Raw genomic sequence first — 17420 nt, forward strand, 5'->3', positions numbered from 1 at the left:
ATGAACGATTTTTGGCAACACTGTTCCGCATTGCTGGAGCGCGAACTTACGCCACAGCAATACGTCACATGGATCAAACCGCTGGCCCCCGTCGACTTCGATGCCGACGCGAACACGCTGCGCATCGCTGCGCCCAATCGGTTCAAGCTCGACTGGGTGAAAAGTCAGTTTTCCGGCCGTATCGCGGATCTGGCCCGGGATTTCTGGCACGCACCCGTCGATATCCAGTTTGTTCTGGACCCAAAAGCCACCGCCCGCAAGGCGATGGGCGGCGCACCCGCGCCGTCCGCGCCGTCGGGTTCGCCCGCTGCCGCGGGCGCACCGGCGTCCCCGCCCATGCAGCGCCCGGCGCCCCACTCGGCTGAACGAAGCAACGGCGGACACGCGAACGCGAGCGCCCACATCAACGCGCTTGCGGCGGAAGCCGCGCAGCACGCGCAATCGCTGCAACATAACGACCAGGCCGACAACGGCGATCTCGACCTGCCAAGCCTCGACGCCAACGAAGCCGCTGTGGCACGCCGGACATGGCGGCCGGGCGGTACGGCGTCGAATGGGGAAAACGATTCGGCTTACGAGCGTTCGAAGCTCAATCCCGTCCTCACCTTCGACAACTTCGTGACCGGTAAAGCGAATCAGCTCGCTCGCGCAGCCGCGATCCAGGTTGCCGATAACCCCGGCATTTCGTACAACCCGCTGTTCCTGTACGGCGGCGTGGGCCTGGGCAAGACCCATCTGATTCACGCAATTGGCAACCAGCTGTTGCAGGACAAGGCTGGCGCGCGCATCCGCTATATCCATGCGGAGCAATACGTGTCGGACGTGGTGAAGGCCTACCAGCGCAAGGCTTTCGACGATTTCAAGCGTTATTACCATTCGCTCGACCTGCTGCTGATCGACGATATTCAGTTCTTCTCGGGCAAATCGCGGACGCAGGAAGAGTTTTTCTACGCGTTCGAGGCGCTGGTGGCGAACAAGGCGCAAGTGATCATCACGAGCGATACGTATCCGAAGGAGATTTCGGGTATTGATGACCGGCTGATTTCACGCTTCGACTCCGGTCTGACGGTCGCGATCGAACCGCCTGAGCTTGAAATGCGCGTGGCCATCCTGATGCGCAAGGCGCAATCGGAAGGCGTGAGTTTGTCGGAAGATGTGGCATTTTTTGTCGCGAAGCATTTGCGCTCGAACGTGCGTGAACTCGAAGGCGCGTTGCGCAAGATCCTGGCGTTCTCGCGGTTCCACGGGCGCGAGATCTCGATCGAGTTGACGAAGGAGGCGCTGAAAGACCTGCTGACGGTGCAGAACCGGCAGATTTCAGTGGAAAACATCCAGAAGACGGCGGCGGACTTCTACAACATCAAGGTCGCCGACATGTATTCCAAGAAGCGGCCCGCGAACATCGCCCGGCCGCGTCAGATCGCCATGTATCTGGCGAAGGAACTCACGCAGAAGAGTCTGCCGGAAATCGGTGAACTGTTCGGCGGCCGCGACCACACCACGGTGCTGCACGCCGTGCGGAAAATCTCGGCGGAACGCGGCACGGACGCCCAGTTGAACCACGAACTGCACGTGCTCGAGCAAACGCTGAAAGGTTGAGCGTTCTGCGCTACAACCCAGCGCGGCGCACATTCCGCACGATGCAAAAGACGCTGCAGGTGTAGGAAACGGCGGCTGTACCGGGCCGCCGCCAATGAACGGCCTCAAAACCAACGCCGAATCAGCAGGTAGTCATGCTAGCGGCGAAAAACGCGTCGAACCGCCGCCGATGATCGTGCGCACGGCCGTTTGTCGCCTGCGCCCAAAAGCGCCACAAAAAGCGTCAAAAAATGGACCTGTTTATTGACGAAATCGCCCCCATTTTTAGGGAGCGGTCAGGTTTTGAGGCACAATACGGGTTTGACCGTCCAGCGGCCCTGGGCGGCGTTTTGGCGCAAGCCTGGCACGTGTGGGCGGCAATCGCCGCAAGCGCGTGACACGAGACCGTCCGAAGGTCATCTAAGCGGTGGCAAACGCTTCTCAAAAAGCGGTGGAGAAAGCGATGACTGCAGCGGTGACAAATGTGGTGACACTCGCGGCGGACGGCCGTCACATCAACGAAGGAACTCTATGCAACTGGTCAAGACCGAACGAGATAATCTCCTAAGGCCGCTGCAAACCGTGAGCGGAATCGTCGAACGCCGTCATACGTTGCCGATCCTCGCCAATTTGCTGATCACGAAGACTGGCGCCGACGTGTCGTTCCTCTCGACCGATCTCGAACTTCAGATCACCACGCGTGCTGACTTCGGCACGGGCAGCGATCAGGTCGCCACCACGGTCGCCGCACGCAAACTGCTCGACATCCTGCGCGCCATGCCTCCGGGTGAAGTGTCGCTCGATCTCACCGACAAGAAGCTGACGGTACGCTCCGGCAAAAGCCGCTTCGCGCTTCAGACGCTTGCTGCCGATGAGTTCCCGACCGTCAACCAGGCTACAGAGTTCGGCGCGAGCCTGTCGGTTCCGCAAAAGACCTTCCGGCAATTGCTCGGCATGGTCCACTTCGCCATGGCGCAGCAGGACATCCGCTATTACCTGAACGGCATGCTGCTGGTTGTCGACGGCGACCAGTTGATGGCAGTTGCAACGGACGGCCACCGGCTCGCGTTTTCATCGATGAAAATTGAAGGATCGTTCGCGCGCCAGGAAGTGATCATCCCGCGCAAGACCATCCTCGAATTGCAGCGCCTGCTGGAAGACATTGACGATCTGCTGGTGATCGACATTGCGGCAAGCCAGGTCAAATTCACGTTCGGCCAGGTCGAACTCGTGTCGAAGCTGGTGGAAGGCAAGTTCCCCGACTTTCAGCGCGTGATCCCGAAGTCGCACAAGAACACGTTCCTGATCGGCCGCGAAGAGTTGCAGCGTTCGCTGCAACGCGCTGCCATCTTGACGTCGGACAAGTTCAAGGGCGTGCGTTGCCTGATCGAGCCGGGTCAGTTGAAGATCATGTCGACCAACGCCGACCAGGAAGAAGCACAGGAAGAGCTGGAAATCGCGTATCAAGGCGACAGCGTGGACATCGGTTTCAACGTCACGTATCTGCTCGACGTGCTCGCGAACCTGAAGATCGACATGCTGCAAGTGAGTCTTGGCGACGCGAGTTCGAGCGCCCTGATCACGATTCCCGAGAACGACGAATTCAAATATGTGGTGATGCCAATGCGCATCTGACGCGGCCAAAACTAAAAACTTTCCAAGGGGCGCATTGCCCCTTTGGCATTTTTAAGGCGTTTCGAAAAGTCTCATGCAGCGACCGCGCAGCAACCCCGCAGTGACCGCGTAGTGAACCCAGTAGCGACCCAGTAGTGACGCAGAACCGGAAAAAAACCCATGACTGAAAACCCAATTTCGCAACCCGACAACGCTTATGGCGCATCCTCCATTCAGATCCTCGAGGGTCTGGAGGCGGTCCGCAAGAGGCCGGGGATGTATATCGGCGATACGTCGGATGGCACGGGTCTGCACCACCTCGTTTTCGAAGTGCTGGACAACTCGATCGACGAAGCGCTCGCCGGACATTGCAACGACATTCACGTCACCATTCACGCTGACAACTCCATCTCCGTGACCGATAACGGCCGCGGCGTGCCGACGGGCCTGAAGCTCGACGACAAGCACGATCCGAAGCGCAGCGCCGCCGAAATCGTGATGACCGAGCTGCACGCGGGCGGCAAGTTCGACCAGAACAGCTACAAGGTGTCGGGCGGTCTGCATGGCGTGGGCGTGTCGTGCGTGAACGGCCTGTCCGAATGGCTGCGCCTCACCGTACGCCGCGACGGCAAGAAGCACTTCATGGAATTCCGCCAGGGCGTGGTGCAGAACCGCGAACTCGTGACCGAAGACGGCATTACGTATTCGCCCATGCCTGTTGTTGGCGACACCGAAAATCGCGGCACTGAAGTGCATTTCATGCCCGATATCACCATCTTCGGCAACGTGGAATTCCACTACGACATCCTCGCCAAGCGTATGCGCGAACTGTCGTTCCTGAATAACGGCGTGCGGATTCGCCTGACCGACCAGCGTGACGGCAAGGAAGACGATTTCGCGTTCATCGGCGGCGTGAAGGGCTTTGTTGAATACATCAACAAAGCGAAGCAAGTGTTGCATCCGAACGTGTTTCACGCGATTGGCGAGAAGGACAACGTCACGGTCGAAGTGGCCATGCAGTGGAACGACAGCTACAACGAAAGTGTGCTGTGCTTCACGAACAACATTCCGCAGCGGGACGGCGGCACGCACTTGACCGGCCTGCGCGCGGCCATGACGCGGGTGCTGAACAAGTACATCACGGATCACGATATCGCGAAGAAAGCGAAGATCGAGACGAGTGGCGACGACATGCGCGAAGGGTTGTCGTGCGTGTTGTCCGTGAAGGTGCCGGAGCCTAAATTCAGCTCGCAGACGAAAGACAAGCTGGTGTCGTCGGAAGTGCGTGCGCCGGTGGAAGACGTGGTCGCCAAGGCGCTCGAGGAGTTCCTGCAAGAAACGCCGAACGACGCGAAGATCATCACGAACAAGATTATCGATGCAGCGCGCGCTCGCGACGCCGCACGTAAAGCGCGTGAAATGACGCGGCGTAAAGGTGTGCTTGACGGCGTTGGTTTGCCGGGCAAGCTGGCTGATTGCCAGGAGAAGGATCCGGCGAAGTCCGAGATTTATATTGTCGAGGGTGACTCGGCTGGCGGATCGGCGAAGCAAGGGCGTGACCGGAAATTCCAGGCCATCCTGCCGCTGCGCGGCAAGGTGCTGAATGTGGAGCGCGCGCGTTTCGACAAGCTGATTTCATCGGAGCAGATTGTGACGCTCGTTACCGCGCTCGGAACGGGGCTTGGCAAGGACGATTACAACCTCGAGAAGCTGCGCTACCACCGCATCATCATCATGACCGACGCGGACGTGGACGGCGCGCACATCCGTACACTGCTGCTGACGTTCTTTTATCGGCAGATGCCGGAGATTGTGGAGCGCGGGTTTATCTATATCGCGCAACCGCCGCTGTATAAGATCAAGGCGGGTAAGGACGAGCGGTATTTGAAGGACACGCACGAGCTTAATCAGCATATGTTGAAGCTCGCATTGCAGGGTTCGGAGCTGACTGCAGCGGAAGGCGCTACGCCGATTACCGGGGATGCGCTCGGTGAATTGGCGCGCGCTTATTTGCTCGCACAGGCGGTCGTGGATCGACTCAGCCGGTTTTACGACGTCAATGCGCTTGGCGCGGTGATGGATGGCATCGAGCTGGATTTGTCGACGCAAGAATCCACCGTGGCTTCGGCTGCGGCTCTGCAGGCCGCTTTGCGCGCCGATCCGTTGAAGCCGGAAGTGACAGTCGAGCCGGCTTATGACTCGGTGCGCGAGATCCGGTCGTTGCATATCAATCGCCGGCATCACGGGAACGTGAAGGTTTCGGTTATCGATGAAGACTTCCAACTGACCGCTGATTACAAGCAACTGCAAACGACCGCGAATACCTTCAAGGGTTTGATTGGTCCGGGTGCGGTGATTAAACGCGGCGAGCGGTCGATGGCGGTTACTGACTTCAAGAGCGCGATGAAGTGGTTGATCGCGGATGCGGAGCGTAACGTGACCAAGCAGCGGTATAAGGGCTTGGGCGAAATGAACCCGTCGCAGTTGTGGGAAACAACGATGGATCCGACCGTGCGCCGTTTGTTGCGCGTTCAGATCGAAGATGCGATTGCAGCCGATGGGATCTTTACGACGCTGATGGGTGATGACGTTGAACCGCGTCGCGCGTTTATTGAATCGAACGCGTTGAGGGCGGGGAATATTGACGTTTAAGGTGTCGGCCCTCATTCGAATGGTGAAGTCCAACAATGGAAAGCTCTCGGCAAATAAGCGCAGGCAATACTATTACCTGCCCGAGAGCGTCATCGCTCGCATTGAGGAAGTGGTCAGGGAGTCTTTTCCCGAGGCTACCGGCGGTTCAGTCGACGCTGCGGACGCCGATTCCCCTTGATTCGCAGGCCAACCCGCGGCGCTTGTTGAGCGCATCCGAAAACCTGCATGTTTTTCGAGGAACAAGTGAAAATTCCCAGTATCGTGAAAATTTCACGACCCAAGAACGGATTTTTCGATGTCGGGAGAAAGAACCCGCGGCTCGGGAGGGATTTCGCGAATCACTTCGGGGGCACCACGCGGCATTGCACCGATACCGGCGGCCGCGTTGCTGGGCCATCGGCTCGACACGGCCTGAGGGCAACGTCAGGATAGCGTGGCGAGCAGCTTGATGAAGTTGCGCTTCGCGCGATATGTCGCCCGAATCCCCTCCAGTTCACTGGTGAATTCTGCACGTTCACCCAGCCTCGCCCGCAGCATGCCGATGGCCCGCACGATTTCAAGCGCCTCGTCATACCGGGCGTTGCGCGTACCGCCCTCGGCAGCGACCGGCAGCAGCCTGTGATAGAGGGCGATGGCGTCGTGCGGATGGCTCTTGCCACGGACAGCCGCCATTTTCGGCCATAGCTGTGTTGCGACCGGGCCGCCGCTAAACGTTTCCCATGCAGTGTCGTTCTCTTTTCCGGCAAGAAAAATTCTCACCAGTTCGCTCCGTGTCGAGCGCTGCCAGACGGTGCGCTTCGATTTTGAAACTGCCTCCTCTTCCCTGACCAACGCCCAGAGGTGCGTGAGCGCGTGCTCCCGTGTCTCGTCATGCCTGCCGGTAGCCGTAGCAACCTTCATCAAGGCGGGAAACGCCTCGGCCGTCGGGTGCATTTCGAACCGGCGCCAAGCGAATGCATCGGCCTTGTCGAATTCGCTGCGACGCAGATATGCGTCAATGCAGAAGTCGAGGAGGCGCTGGTCAAAGCTCTTGCCGGATTCCTTGATGCCGCGCTCAGCCCACGCAAGCCCCTCGTCCGGGCGACCGTGCTTCACACAAAGCTCCGCCACCAGCAGAAAGCGGTACGGACTCGATAGGTCCTTCGAGCGAATGCGGATGAGTGTGTCGACATCTCCGTCGAGTTCAGCCAGCGCCTCCATCGCGTGTTCGAGCTGCATGCGCGGCGAGTCGTATGACCGTCGATATTCCTTGCCAGGGGCGAGCGTGGGCAGCGCGTTCCAAGCCTTGTTGACGAGTTCGCGATAACGGCGCAAGCCGTTCTTGCCCAGCGGCTCCGCGTACGCCGGCAGGACGTGATAGAAGGTGTCCCACCTGCCTTCTGTCTGGAAGCGGAAGAGCCGCTCCGCGAGCTTCACCGGGTCGGGTCCGGTCAACGTGCAGGCATCGAGGTGAACCGCCGCCAGCTCGAGAATGGCCGGCATCACGTCTCCACTGGAGTCGTCAATCTGTTCGAGGCTCTTTTCCGCGCCGGCAATTGCCAGCTCGGACAGCTCGACCACCTGTGCGGCATGAGGTCCGGAAAGCCTCTGGCGCAGCATGTCCGCCAGCGACGTCAGGCCGTCGCCGTATGCGCCAGACTCCCGCCAGTCCATTGGGCGGGAAATACGTGTCCCCTGCCTGACGGCGGCCTTCATACCGGGCAAGTCGGAGGCCCCCGCCGCACGTGCGGCGAACAGCAGCTTGTCGCGCAGCGTCATGTCGCGCTCGACGGCATCGATCAGCAATTCCTGAAGCGCGCCCTTGTCGAGCGTCGCGACGTATTCGCGAATCAATTCCTCATCGGTCTTCCTCTTTTGGCGCCGCTTCCCAGGCGCCGCCTCTTCGGCAAGGAACACCTCTTCACCGGAATTCTCGAGCCAGGAAAGCGCAACGGCGACAGAGTGCTTGCAGAAAACCCCTTCTTCGCCCACCGGGCAGTTGCAGTCGTAAGCGAGTCCGCCATCCTCGACGGCAAGTTCGACCCGGTAACGGTGGGTGCCGTGTACGGTGGCGCGAACAGCACCGTCGCGCTCCTCCAGGCGGGAGACGACGCCATCGTGGAAATAGGCCTTGCCGCGCGCGAATGTCTTCGTGTCGGCGAGCGACTGGACTTCGGCAAGGGTAAGAGCTTCAGCGAGCTTTGCAGATTCAGACATGGAACAGGGAGTGCCATTGAGGCAATGCCGCCACGTGCGGCGAATAGTGACGATGATATTCCCTCCCTCCGAGATGGAGTTGGAAGCGTTTCAGATCATAAGAGCGATCCTTCGTCCGGTCGCGAAGCCCGGACGCGTTTTCATACGCGTCTCGGCGAGCTATTGCGCAATCTTGTTCGACGACAACAATCGCAAGCCTATCTGTCGACTACGGTTCAACAACGAAAATCGTCTCGTCGTGGGATTTTTCAACGAAAACAAAGAGGAAGAGAGAGTTCCTATTGCCAATCTGGACCAACTCTTCGACTTTGGCGATCGTCTCCAAGCGTGCGTTGGAGCTTACTTGAAGTCAGCACCGGTCAAGGAAAATGTTGGTGACGTAGCAGCCGTCTGAACGCATGTTACCTCTCTCGAACGGCTTAACGAATGACAGACAGCCAAGCTGTCAAGCCGGTTGAATGGCATTGACAGGGTATCCCGTAGAGTTGTCTGCGCCCTAGGGGAATAATCAACCGCCATCATCTTGGCGCCACAGAAAAAAATCTGCAAAACGCGGGGACGCCTGCAGATTTTCTTATCCGCCTACAGATTTTCTTACGATCCGGCCTTTTCGCTCCGATTTTCTTATGACGCGCGGAGGCTCGCGTGTCGACTGTTTCAGCATGCCCCCACTTTCGGCTGGGCCGCCAAAGCATGGTCACGTGTGCGTTCCGCTCCCAGGGACCCACGCGCGATGATTTCACGCCGTGAAATTGTGAAAAACGATCTCAAGCGTCGGCAACAGGCATCGGCCCGTTTAAAGTCCTTGGTTACCTCGGAGCAGTTCGGCGCTGCAGCACCAGCGCGCGTACGAACAATGCCCATTCGCTAATAACCGATTAGACCCCATGTCTCGACCTAATTTTCAACAAACGAAACAATCCGGCGGCATGCGCCAACCGAACGCGGCCGCCCAGGTGCGGCTCGCCAGCATCGCAGAGAATTTTCGCGCAGCTTATGCAATTGGCGACTTTCAAAGCGGTGCGAAATTCGCCGAAGAGGCGCTTCAGATCACGCCTGGCAACATGTCAATCCTGCCGGACTATGCGTTATGCCTGATGCGCACCAACGCCTTTGATCAAGCGTATCGGGTCTATATGAGCATCCATAATGCGCCGGCGAGCCAGCGCAAGCTGGCGTCGTCCACATGGCTCGATGGCTTGGTGGAAGTGTGCGGCTGGCTAGGTAAAACAGAGGAAATGCGCGAATACGGACTTCGTTCACTACGCGCTTCCGATGCGAAATGCGGTGCGAATTCGAGCGAGCCGATCCCCGACCATGCACCGCAGCCATTCAACGCCGCGAACCCGGCTGAAAACGTGATCGCTTATTCGCTGTTCGGGTCCAATCCGCGATATTGCGAGCCCGCGGTCATGAACGCACAAATGACGCGCGATGTGTTCAAAGGCTGGACCTGCCGCGTTTATCTGGACGCCAGCGTTCCCGAGCACGTTCAACGGCGACTTAAAGAGGCGGGGGCCGAAGTCGTTTTCATGGAGCCCGACGCGAGCGTTCACCCGTTGATGTGGCGCTTCCTGGTAATCGACGATTCAAGCGTCAAGCGCTTCCTCCTTCGCGACGCCGACGCGTTGTTGTCTGAGCGTGAATATGCGGCAGTACAGGAATGGGTGGAAAGTCCGTATTACTTCCACGTTATCCGCGATTACTTCACGCACACCGAATTGATTCTCGCGGGCTTATGGGGCGGATGCGCCGGCGTGCTGCATAACGCAGTTGCATCGATGCAGCAGTTTGCCGCGAAAAACGCGGATAGCGGCCGTTTTGTCGATCAGCATTATTTGCGCGAACACGTATGGTCGACGTTACGCAAAAGCGTGCTCTCTCACGACGATATCTTCGGTTTCCACGATGCCAAACCGTTCCCGCCTCACGCGCCAAACAGGTGGAATACCGACAAATTCCACGTTGGCAGCAATACGAGCGTGCAAGCTATAGGCGGTGAAAGCGAATTGCCCGATGGCGATTCACAACGCCTCATTTTCAGCTCGGCGGAGGGCAAGGTTTTGTTCGACTACGAGGTGATCGTAAAGAACGGCCAATGGCGCCTGGATATGCCGTTCTTTGTCATCGAGAAGCTAAAATCGGGCGAGATCGTGGTGCAGCGAGAGCAATAAGCGCTCGTCATGCGCCCACCACTTCCACCGTCGAAAAGCCGATTCCCACGCTTTTCGCCACTCGGATCTGCAACGGAATGCGCTCTTTGAGCGCTTCCACGTGACTGATCACACCGATCATCTTGCCGCTTGCGTTCAAAGAATCGAGCGCGTTGAGCGCAATCTCCAGCGTCTCGCCATCGAGGGTACCGAAACCTTCATCAAGGAACAGCGAGTCGATGGAAGTCTTGAAACTCACCAGATCCGATAAAGCCAGCGCCAGCGCAAGACTCACCAGGAAGCTTTCGCCGCCCGACAACGTGCGCGTGTCGCGCGCAATGTCGCCTTGCCACATATCGAGCACTTCCATTTCCAGATCGCCCGCAAGCTTGCGGTTCAACTGATAACGCCCATGCAGTTGCGTGAGTTGCCGGTTCGCGAGATAGATCAAATGATCGAGCGTCAGGCCTTGCGCAAACTTTCGATACTTCGCTCCATCGGCGGAACCGATCAGACTGCTCAAGCGTTGCCACAAGTCGTAGCGCGCGCGTTGAGCATCGATCTGTTCAAATAGCGCCTGCTTTTCCACGCGCAGCCGGTCGTCGTTCTTGAGCGTCGCGCGAAGCTCGCCTTGTTTCTCGCTCAATGTCTTCAACGCTGCAAGCAGTTCATCAACCGCGCGTTGCAACGCTTCCGCGTCTTGTTCGGTCTTCGGCTCTTTCAGCAATTCCGCACGATGATTTTCCGCGTTCGTACGCAGCGTGCGCACCGTCGTCGAAAGTTCATCGAGTTCGCGCTTCAGCGTCTGCAAGCGCTCGCGTTCTTCATGCGGCAGCAGCGCTTCGGTGAACGCTTGTTCATTCGCGAATATGCTTTTGGCTAACGCACTCGTCCATGCCGCCGATGTTTTCTCCGCGCGTTCAGTGTCTTCGGTCAGGCGTATTGTCAGCGTTCGCTGCGTGCCTTCGAGTGCGCTGGTTTTATCGCGTGCAGTTTCGTAGCGTTGTACGGCCGATGAAAGCGCTGCATCGGGATCGCTGGCCGCTGCAATAACCTCGGTCTGCAATTCGACAAAATCCGCTTCGCAAGCGGCCCATCGAATAGACCATTTTTCCGCTTCAACCGACGCCGCTTCAAGCGCCTGTCGCGTGCGATCGGCTTGCTGTGTCAGCGCGCGGTTTTTATCCGATGCCGTCTGCCACGCCTTCCATTCGGCGTCGCGGTCCGTGAGCCACGTTTGCCATGACGTCCACGAATCGTGACGCGCATAACCGACGGACGTGACCGATTCATCGAGCATCTGTTCTCGTTTAAGCAGTGCGTTTTGCAATGACTCTGCGTGATCTGCGGTTTCCTTAAGCGATTTTTCTGCAGAGCTTTGTTTCTCTTCGAGCAGTTTCAGATCGTGTTGATATTGGACTGACTTCCGCTCCGCCGCATTCGCGGCGTTCGCGTGCTGCTCGATCACCGTCTTCTGCTGATCCATCGCAGCAAGCGTTTCTTGCGCGTGCTTCAACTTGGTCGCGTGTTCGCGCGCATGAGTATCGAGCGCGTTGTGCTCGATGGCTTCCAGTTCAAGCTCGGCGCATAACTGCGTCCAACTTGCGGTGTGCGAAGCAGCGTCGCTGATCCATGTATCGATACGTTTTCCGAGTTGTTCAATCGCCACGCGCAACCCCGCGATTCCGACATCGATCGCCAAAGCGTCCTTGCGTTTGCTATCCAACGCGAGTTGTTTGTCTTTCAACGCTTGCTCGGTCGCGGAGACGTCGAGCGCTTCATACGCGCTGATCGACGGATGCTCCATCGAGCCGCACAAAGGACAGGCTTCTCCAGGCTGTAACGCCGCGCGATGACCGGCGAGATCGAGAATGCGCTGTTCCTGATGCAGTAATTTGCGTTTGTCCTCAATCTGCTCAACGAGCGTTTCAATCTCTTTGGAGAGACCATCACGTTGCTCTGGCAGAGGCTTGAACGACGCGTTTTTCTGCGTGAGTTCTTCGCGATCCAGTGCGAGTTGTTTGGTCCCGCGAGCAATCGTTTCGCCGATATGCGCAAGCTTGCCGAACAATTGATGTTGATCCTGAAGCCGCCGACAACGCGACTTTAGATCGCCTTCGTTGTCGCCGTTCAACAGCGTCAAAAGCTTTGCGCGCTGCTCGGCTTCGCCTTTGCGCGCGTAGTTGGCTGCGGTCGTTGCTTCGCGAACGGCAATACGCTGAGCATCGATCGCCTGGGCTTGCTTATCGATCGAGAGACTGACCTCGGTGTGCTTTTTGCGGCTCGCTTCAATGTCGCTCAACGTCTGCTGGCGCACCGCGAACTGCTGCTGCCACAACACAATCTGCTCGCCAAGTTTGCTTCGATGCGGATGTTCATCGAGCGCGGATTGGACGGCTTTCGTATCGGCCGAAATCTCGTTCAGCGTGCGTTGTCGAAGCTCTGCAATCCTTCCACTTGTCACCGATGCCAGACGTAGACCACGCGCGGCATCGAGCGATGCGGCCTCCCTGTCCGCCTTGGCGCTCGCTAGTTGACGAGAAGTTGCCACATGCGTGCCGCGTGCGGCGAGCATCGCAGCATGATCGGCACGCAGCTTTTCGGCAGGTTCGCTCGCGGCGAGGCGGTCGAGCAAAGGCTTCGCCTCGGCGATCTTCAAATCCGCCTGGCGCTGGTTAGCCAGTGCCGTCTCAAGCTGCACATCCGCCGCCGACAACGCGGCTCGCCAGGCCAACATCGCGCGCGTTGTATCGAGTTGCTTACCGAGCGCTGTTTCTTGTTCGCCAACCGCAATCTGTTCCTGCTGCAAGCCGCTCCGCTGTTCCTGCGTCAGCAACTGAACGCCGTCGGCGCGTGCCAGCAGCGTATCCAGCGCAAGCTTCTCGTTGCGCGTCCTCTCGAACACATTCTGCGAGATCGTGCCGTAGATATCGGTGCCGGTGAGCTCTTCCAGCAACTCGGCGCGCTCGTTCGCCTTCGCTTCAAGGAACGCGGCGAACCCGCCTTGCGCGAGCATCATGGACTTCGTGAAGCGACCGAAATCAAGCCCTGTAATCTCCTCGACTTTCTTCAGTTTATCCACGATCCGCTCGGTCATGATCGTGCCATCGAGACGCGCGAGCTCTACCTTGGGCGCTTGCAGATTGCCGTCAGTTTTGTCGCGTGCGCGACGCTGGCTCCAGAATGCCCGATACCCTTCGCCCTTCACTTCGAACTCCACTTCCGCGAGGCATTCGAACGTGTGCCGCGTCATCAGCTCGTTCGTCCCTTGCGAGATGGTGTCCATGCGCGGCGTGCGGTGATAGAGCGCAAGGCAGATTGCATCGAGCAATGTGGTCTTGCCCGCGCCGGTTGGCCCGGTGATCGCGAACAACCCGTTATCGCGAAACGGCGGTTGGCTGAAATCGATTTTCCACTCGCCCTTCAGCGAGTTCAAATTCCGCAAACGCAACGACAAGATCTTCATGCTGCATCCGCCTCGCCGATTTGCGCCACGACTTCGCGATACATCGATAAAAGCTGCAAGCGCGTTTCCTCATCGATGGTTTCGGATTGCAGGCGGCGCGCGAATACATCATCAGGCGTGAGTTCGTTCAAGGTTTCCTTGGCTTGCCGATGCAGCGTGTTCGACGCCGAAGAACGCTCGCGACGAATGCGCAGTACTTCAACCGGCAGGTTTTCAGTGATCTTCTGGATTCGCGACTGGAGATCGCTGAGGTAGTCATCGGCGGAGACCACGATTTCGAGCCACACGGTCTCGCCTTCAACGGCCTGCGACGCAGCCGCCGAAACCGCAGCCTCAAGCTCTTTCAACGATCCTTTCACCGACAACAACGGCTGGAAGCACGGCACGTCGAGCACCGTTACAGCCTTAAGGCCGTCTGCTGAAAGATCCACAAGCAGCATCTCTTTCTGCTGGCGCGCTTCGTCGAAGCTCAGCGGGATCGGCGAGCCGCTATAGCGAATGTGATCCAACCCGCCGACTTTCTGCGGCCGATGAATATGCCCTAGCGCGATGTAATCTGCCGCCGGAAACGCGCTAGTCGGAAAGGCTTCCAGCGCACCCACATAAATCTCCCGCACCGATTCACTCGCGCTCGCACCCACCGTCGTTAAATGCCCGGTCGCGATAATCGGCAAATGCGCGCCGAGTTCCACGCGCTTCTGCTCGGCCAGCGCAAAGAGTGCCTGATAATGCGCATGAATCGCGTCTTGCAGCGACTCCTGTTTGTCGCGTGCGCTCTGTCCCGCGATGCTCTGCAACACATCGCGCGGGCGGATAAACGGGATGGCACAGACGATCGCACCGGGCTTGCCGTCCCGCGTGGCGAGCACACGAACCTGTTCGTTCGGATCGTCCTGAACGGAGGGAATGACGACGGTGTTCAACGCGGTCAGCAAATTGCGCGACTCTTCCAGCACGGCGACAGAATCGTGATTGCCCGCCAGCAGCGTCAAGCCGACTCCCGCGTCGCGCAACGCCAGAATCAGCGTGTAATAGAGTTCCCGGGCGTAGCTGGGCGGAGCGCCGGTATCGAAGATATCGCCGGCTATCAGCACCGAATCCACCGCGTGCAGCCGCGTTTGCTCGACCAGCCATGCAATCAGCTTTTGATGTTCAGCCTGGCGTGAATGCCCAAGAAAGTACTGGCCAAGGTGCCAGTCCGAGGTGTGCAGGATTCGCATTGGGAGTAGGGTTGAAGGCGTTGCCGCGCATCGTTTTAGTGGCTGCCAGTTTAGCCGATGGACTCGCTCCAAGCGCCGGAACGGGCCGGCAAAGGACCGGAAAACGGCTTAAAACGAGGCAATCGCGCCGTGTACGCGTACACTTCGCCTTCTAATTGCGCGGAAACAGCGCGCGCCGGCCTCGCCGATGCCCTTTTCACGCCGCAACCCCATCAATTACGCTCAAATCAATCATGTTTATCTGCCGAAACCAGCCGTGCGGCGCCGAATGGCAACTCGCCGACGTGCTTATCAAGAATGAAGGCCAGGGCCTGATGTTCCGCTGCCCCATGTGCGGCGCGCGCAACAAGGTGCTGCGCCACGACGCGCCCGACGGCACGATCACCTATGAGCAGGACAATTCGGTCCCGCCGAAACCTGCCGCGAAATAAGTAGAACATCCTCATGACCACGCCCACCTCATTCAGCGCTCTGCCGCTTTCGCCGGCCATGCTGGCGAACCTCGAACAACTCGGTTATCTGACGATGACCCCGATCCAGGCCGCGAGTCTGCCTATCGCGCTCGCAGGCCACGATCTGATCGCGCAGGCCAAGACGGGCAGCGGTAAGACGGCCGCATTCGCGTTGCCGCTGCTGGCGAAGATCGATCCGCGGCTTTTCTCCGTTCAGGCGCTCGTGTTGTGTCCGACGCGCGAACTCGCCGACCAGGTCACGCAGGAAATCCGCCGGATCGCGCGCGCGGAAGACAACATCAAAATCCTGACGCTGTGCGGCGGCTCGCCGATGCGCCCACAGATCGCGAGCCTTGAGCATGGCTGTCACATTGCCGTGGGCACGCCGGGCCGGATCATGGATCACCTCGAGCGCGGCACTTTGCCGTTGACCGCGCTGAAAACGCTGGTCCTCGATGAAGCCGACCGCATGCTCGACATGGGTTTCTTCGACGACATCGTCGCGGTAGTCAAACAATGCCCCAAGGATCGCCAGACGCTGCTGTTTTCCGCGACGTATCCGGAAGGCATCGCGAAACTGAGCCAGCAATTTCTGCGCAAGCCGCAGGAAGTCAAGCTCACCGAGCAGCACACGAATTCGAAGATCAAGCAGCGCTTCTACGAAGTCCATGACAACGAGCGTCTCCACGCGGTCGGCCAGTTGCTGGATCACTATCAGCCGGTGAGCACGCTTGCGTTTTGCAACACGAAACAGCAATGCCGCGATTTACTCGATGTCTTGGTCGCGCAAGGTTTTAACGCCCTCGCGCTGCACGGCGAACTCGAACAACGCGAACGCGATCAGGTGCTCGTGCAGTTCGCCAATCGTAGTTGCTCCGTGCTCGTCGCGACCGACGTGGCCGCGCGCGGGCTCGATATCACGCAACTGGAAGCGGTGATCAACGTCGATGTCACGCAAGATCCCGAGATCCATGTGCATCGAATTGGCCGAACGGGCCGCGCGGATCAGGAAGGCTGGGCGCTGAGCCTCGCGAGCATGAACGAAATGGCGCGCGTGAGCTCAATCGAACAGGCGCAGAAAAAGGAAGTGGAGTGGCACAAGCTGAGCGAACTGACGCCAGCAACGCCGGGTCATCTTCAGCCGCCCATGGCCACGCTGCAGATTCTGGGCGGCCGCAAGGAAAAGATTCGTCCCGGCGACGTACTTGGCGCGCTGACCGGTGACGCCGGTTTCGAAGGCTCGCAGATCGGCAAGATCAACGTGACGGACATGGTCACGTACGTGGCGGTCGCGCGGGATATCGCGGATCAGGCGGTGAAGAAGCTGTCGGCTGGAAAGGTGAAGGGCAAGAAGGTGAAGGTACGGCGCATTTAGTTTTGAAGCGCCGGGCCTGCAATTTGCACCCATGATTCGATGAAACCAGTCAGGGCGGATATGCGTATGCATTCATATCCGCCCTTAATCGATTCCATGGTGCCCCATGTCCCGCTTTCTACGCGTTGTTGTCGCCGTTTTGTTCACGCTGCTCCTGGGCGCGTGCATGTCCTCCCCTCCAAACCCCAATCCGCGCGCGAATGTGGAGCCGAAGCTCGCATCCGTTGATTTGCCGCGTTATATGGGCCGCTGGTACATCATCGCGAACATTCCGTATTTCGCCGAAGACAAGTTCGTAGGCAGTTACGCGCAATGGAAACTTCGCGATGACGGCAAAATCGACGATTCGTATTACGCGCACAAGGGCTCATTCGACGCCCCGCTCAAGCATTATCAATTCACGGATTCCATCGTTCCCGGGACCAATAACGCCGAATGGAGCGTGCGCATTTTCTGGCCGATCTACGCGAGCCAGCAAACGCTTTATGTCGATGCGGATTATCAGTACACAATCCTCGGTTACCCAGGCAAAAAGCTAGGCTGGATTTTTGCGCGCTCGCCGGATATCAGCGACGCGAAATATCACGAACTGCTGGGCCGCCTGGACGAGATGGGTTACGACACCTCGCGATTCCGTCGCGTGCCGCAGACGCCGGCACAAATCGGCAAGCCTGGCTTTCATTCCCCCGGCGATAAAGACTGATGCCCCCGATC

The 17420-nt window shown here is 58.6% G+C and carries 12 protein-coding genes; 9 read left to right on the forward strand and 3 right to left on the reverse strand.

Annotated elements, in window-relative coordinates:
* The 4 genes from dnaA (at position 1) to gyrB (ending at position 5844) form a co-directional block, all read left to right on the forward strand.
* On the forward strand, positions 1–1599 hold the full coding sequence (gene dnaA / locus SBC1_RS00005; protein WP_165986828.1) for a chromosomal replication initiator protein DnaA: 1599 nt from the start codon (positions 1–3) through the stop codon (positions 1597–1599).
* A 94-nt stretch (positions 1600–1693) separates the two neighbouring features.
* Positions 1694–1846, forward strand: coding sequence for a hypothetical protein (locus SBC1_RS00010; protein WP_165085183.1), 153 nt, complete (start codon positions 1694–1696; stop codon positions 1844–1846).
* 263 nt (positions 1847–2109) lie between these two features.
* On the forward strand, positions 2110–3213 hold the full coding sequence (gene dnaN, locus SBC1_RS00015; RefSeq protein ID WP_031360983.1) for a DNA polymerase III subunit beta: 1104 nt from the start codon (positions 2110–2112) through the stop codon (positions 3211–3213).
* 159 nt (positions 3214–3372) lie between these two features.
* On the forward strand, positions 3373–5844 hold the full coding sequence (gene gyrB / locus SBC1_RS00020) for a DNA topoisomerase (ATP-hydrolyzing) subunit B (protein WP_165085212.1): 2472 nt from the start codon (positions 3373–3375) through the stop codon (positions 5842–5844).
* A gap of 423 nt (positions 5845–6267) precedes the next feature.
* Here the strand turns inward: gyrB and SBC1_RS00025 are convergent, their stop codons facing one another.
* On the reverse strand, positions 6268–8040 hold the full coding sequence (locus SBC1_RS00025; RefSeq protein ID WP_165986830.1) for an SWIM zinc finger domain-containing protein: 1773 nt from the start codon (positions 8038–8040) through the stop codon (positions 6268–6270).
* Between SBC1_RS00025 and SBC1_RS00030 the strand changes: the two genes are divergently transcribed.
* Both SBC1_RS00030 and SBC1_RS00035 read left to right on the forward strand, forming a co-directional pair.
* Complete coding sequence (locus SBC1_RS00030; protein WP_165085252.1) at positions 8039–8434, forward strand: hypothetical protein; 396 nt, start codon at positions 8039–8041, stop codon at positions 8432–8434. The two genes, SBC1_RS00025 and SBC1_RS00030, sit on opposite strands and share 2 nt — an antisense overlap.
* A 535-nt stretch (positions 8435–8969) precedes the next feature.
* On the forward strand, positions 8970–10214 hold the full coding sequence (locus SBC1_RS00035; protein WP_165986832.1) for a tetratricopeptide repeat protein: 1245 nt from the start codon (positions 8970–8972) through the stop codon (positions 10212–10214).
* A 7-nt stretch (positions 10215–10221) separates the two neighbouring features.
* Here SBC1_RS00035 and SBC1_RS00040 read toward each other — a convergent pair whose 3' ends face one another.
* Complete coding sequence (locus SBC1_RS00040; RefSeq protein WP_165986834.1) at positions 10222–13659, reverse strand: AAA family ATPase; 3438 nt, start codon at positions 13657–13659, stop codon at positions 10222–10224.
* Positions 13656–14879: an exonuclease subunit SbcD gene (gene sbcD / locus SBC1_RS00045; protein ID WP_165986836.1), complete on the reverse strand. Its 1224-nt coding sequence runs from the start codon at positions 14877–14879 to the stop codon at positions 13656–13658. Before sbcD ends, SBC1_RS00040 begins: the two co-directional genes overlap by 4 nt.
* A gap of 233 nt (positions 14880–15112) precedes the next feature.
* Here sbcD and SBC1_RS00050 point away from each other — a divergent pair, with 233 nt between their 5' ends.
* The 3 genes from SBC1_RS00050 to SBC1_RS00060 all read left to right on the forward strand — a co-directional run bounded on the left by SBC1_RS00050 (position 15113) and on the right by SBC1_RS00060 (position 17409).
* Entirely contained in the window at positions 15113–15310 is a 198-nt protein-coding gene (locus SBC1_RS00050; RefSeq protein WP_047895277.1) for a hypothetical protein, read from the forward strand.
* Positions 15311–15323: 13 nt separating this feature from the next.
* Entirely contained in the window at positions 15324–16706 is a 1383-nt protein-coding gene (dbpA, locus tag SBC1_RS00055; RefSeq protein WP_031361009.1) for an ATP-dependent RNA helicase DbpA, read from the forward strand.
* 166 nt (positions 16707–16872) lie between these two features.
* Positions 16873–17409, forward strand: coding sequence for a lipocalin family protein (locus tag SBC1_RS00060; protein WP_371826742.1), 537 nt, complete (start codon positions 16873–16875; stop codon positions 17407–17409).
* The last annotated feature ends 11 nt before the right edge of the window (positions 17410–17420 follow it).

Origin of the sequence: Caballeronia sp. SBC1, from assembly GCF_011493005.1 — a bacterium.
Classification (GTDB): Bacteria; Pseudomonadota; Gammaproteobacteria; order Burkholderiales; family Burkholderiaceae; genus Caballeronia.

Excerpts from the sequence above, each read along its gene's own strand:
- sbcD (WP_165986836.1), bottom strand. The coding sequence starts at position 14,879 with ATGCGAATCCTGCACACCTCGGACTGGCACCTTGGCCAGTACTTTCTT.
- gyrB (WP_165085212.1), top strand. The coding sequence starts at position 3,373 with ATGACTGAAAACCCAATTTCGCAACCCGACAACGCTTATGGCGCATCC.
- SBC1_RS00025 (WP_165986830.1), bottom strand. The coding sequence starts at position 8,040 with ATGTCTGAATCTGCAAAGCTCGCTGAAGCTCTTACCCTTGCCGAAGTC.
- dnaA (WP_165986828.1), top strand. The coding sequence starts at position 1 with ATGAACGATTTTTGGCAACACTGTTCCGCATTGCTGGAGCGCGAACTT.
- SBC1_RS00030 (WP_165085252.1), top strand. The coding sequence starts at position 8,039 with ATGGAACAGGGAGTGCCATTGAGGCAATGCCGCCACGTGCGGCGAATA.
- SBC1_RS00010 (WP_165085183.1), top strand. The coding sequence starts at position 1,694 with ATGAACGGCCTCAAAACCAACGCCGAATCAGCAGGTAGTCATGCTAGC.
- SBC1_RS00050 (WP_047895277.1), top strand. The coding sequence starts at position 15,113 with ATGTTTATCTGCCGAAACCAGCCGTGCGGCGCCGAATGGCAACTCGCC.
- SBC1_RS00060 (WP_371826742.1), top strand. The coding sequence starts at position 16,873 with ATGTCCTCCCCTCCAAACCCCAATCCGCGCGCGAATGTGGAGCCGAAG.
- SBC1_RS00040 (WP_165986834.1), bottom strand. The coding sequence starts at position 13,659 with ATGAAGATCTTGTCGTTGCGTTTGCGGAATTTGAACTCGCTGAAGGGC.
- dbpA (WP_031361009.1), top strand. The coding sequence starts at position 15,324 with ATGACCACGCCCACCTCATTCAGCGCTCTGCCGCTTTCGCCGGCCATG.
- SBC1_RS00035 (WP_165986832.1), top strand. The coding sequence starts at position 8,970 with ATGCGCCAACCGAACGCGGCCGCCCAGGTGCGGCTCGCCAGCATCGCA.
- dnaN (WP_031360983.1), top strand. The coding sequence starts at position 2,110 with ATGCAACTGGTCAAGACCGAACGAGATAATCTCCTAAGGCCGCTGCAA.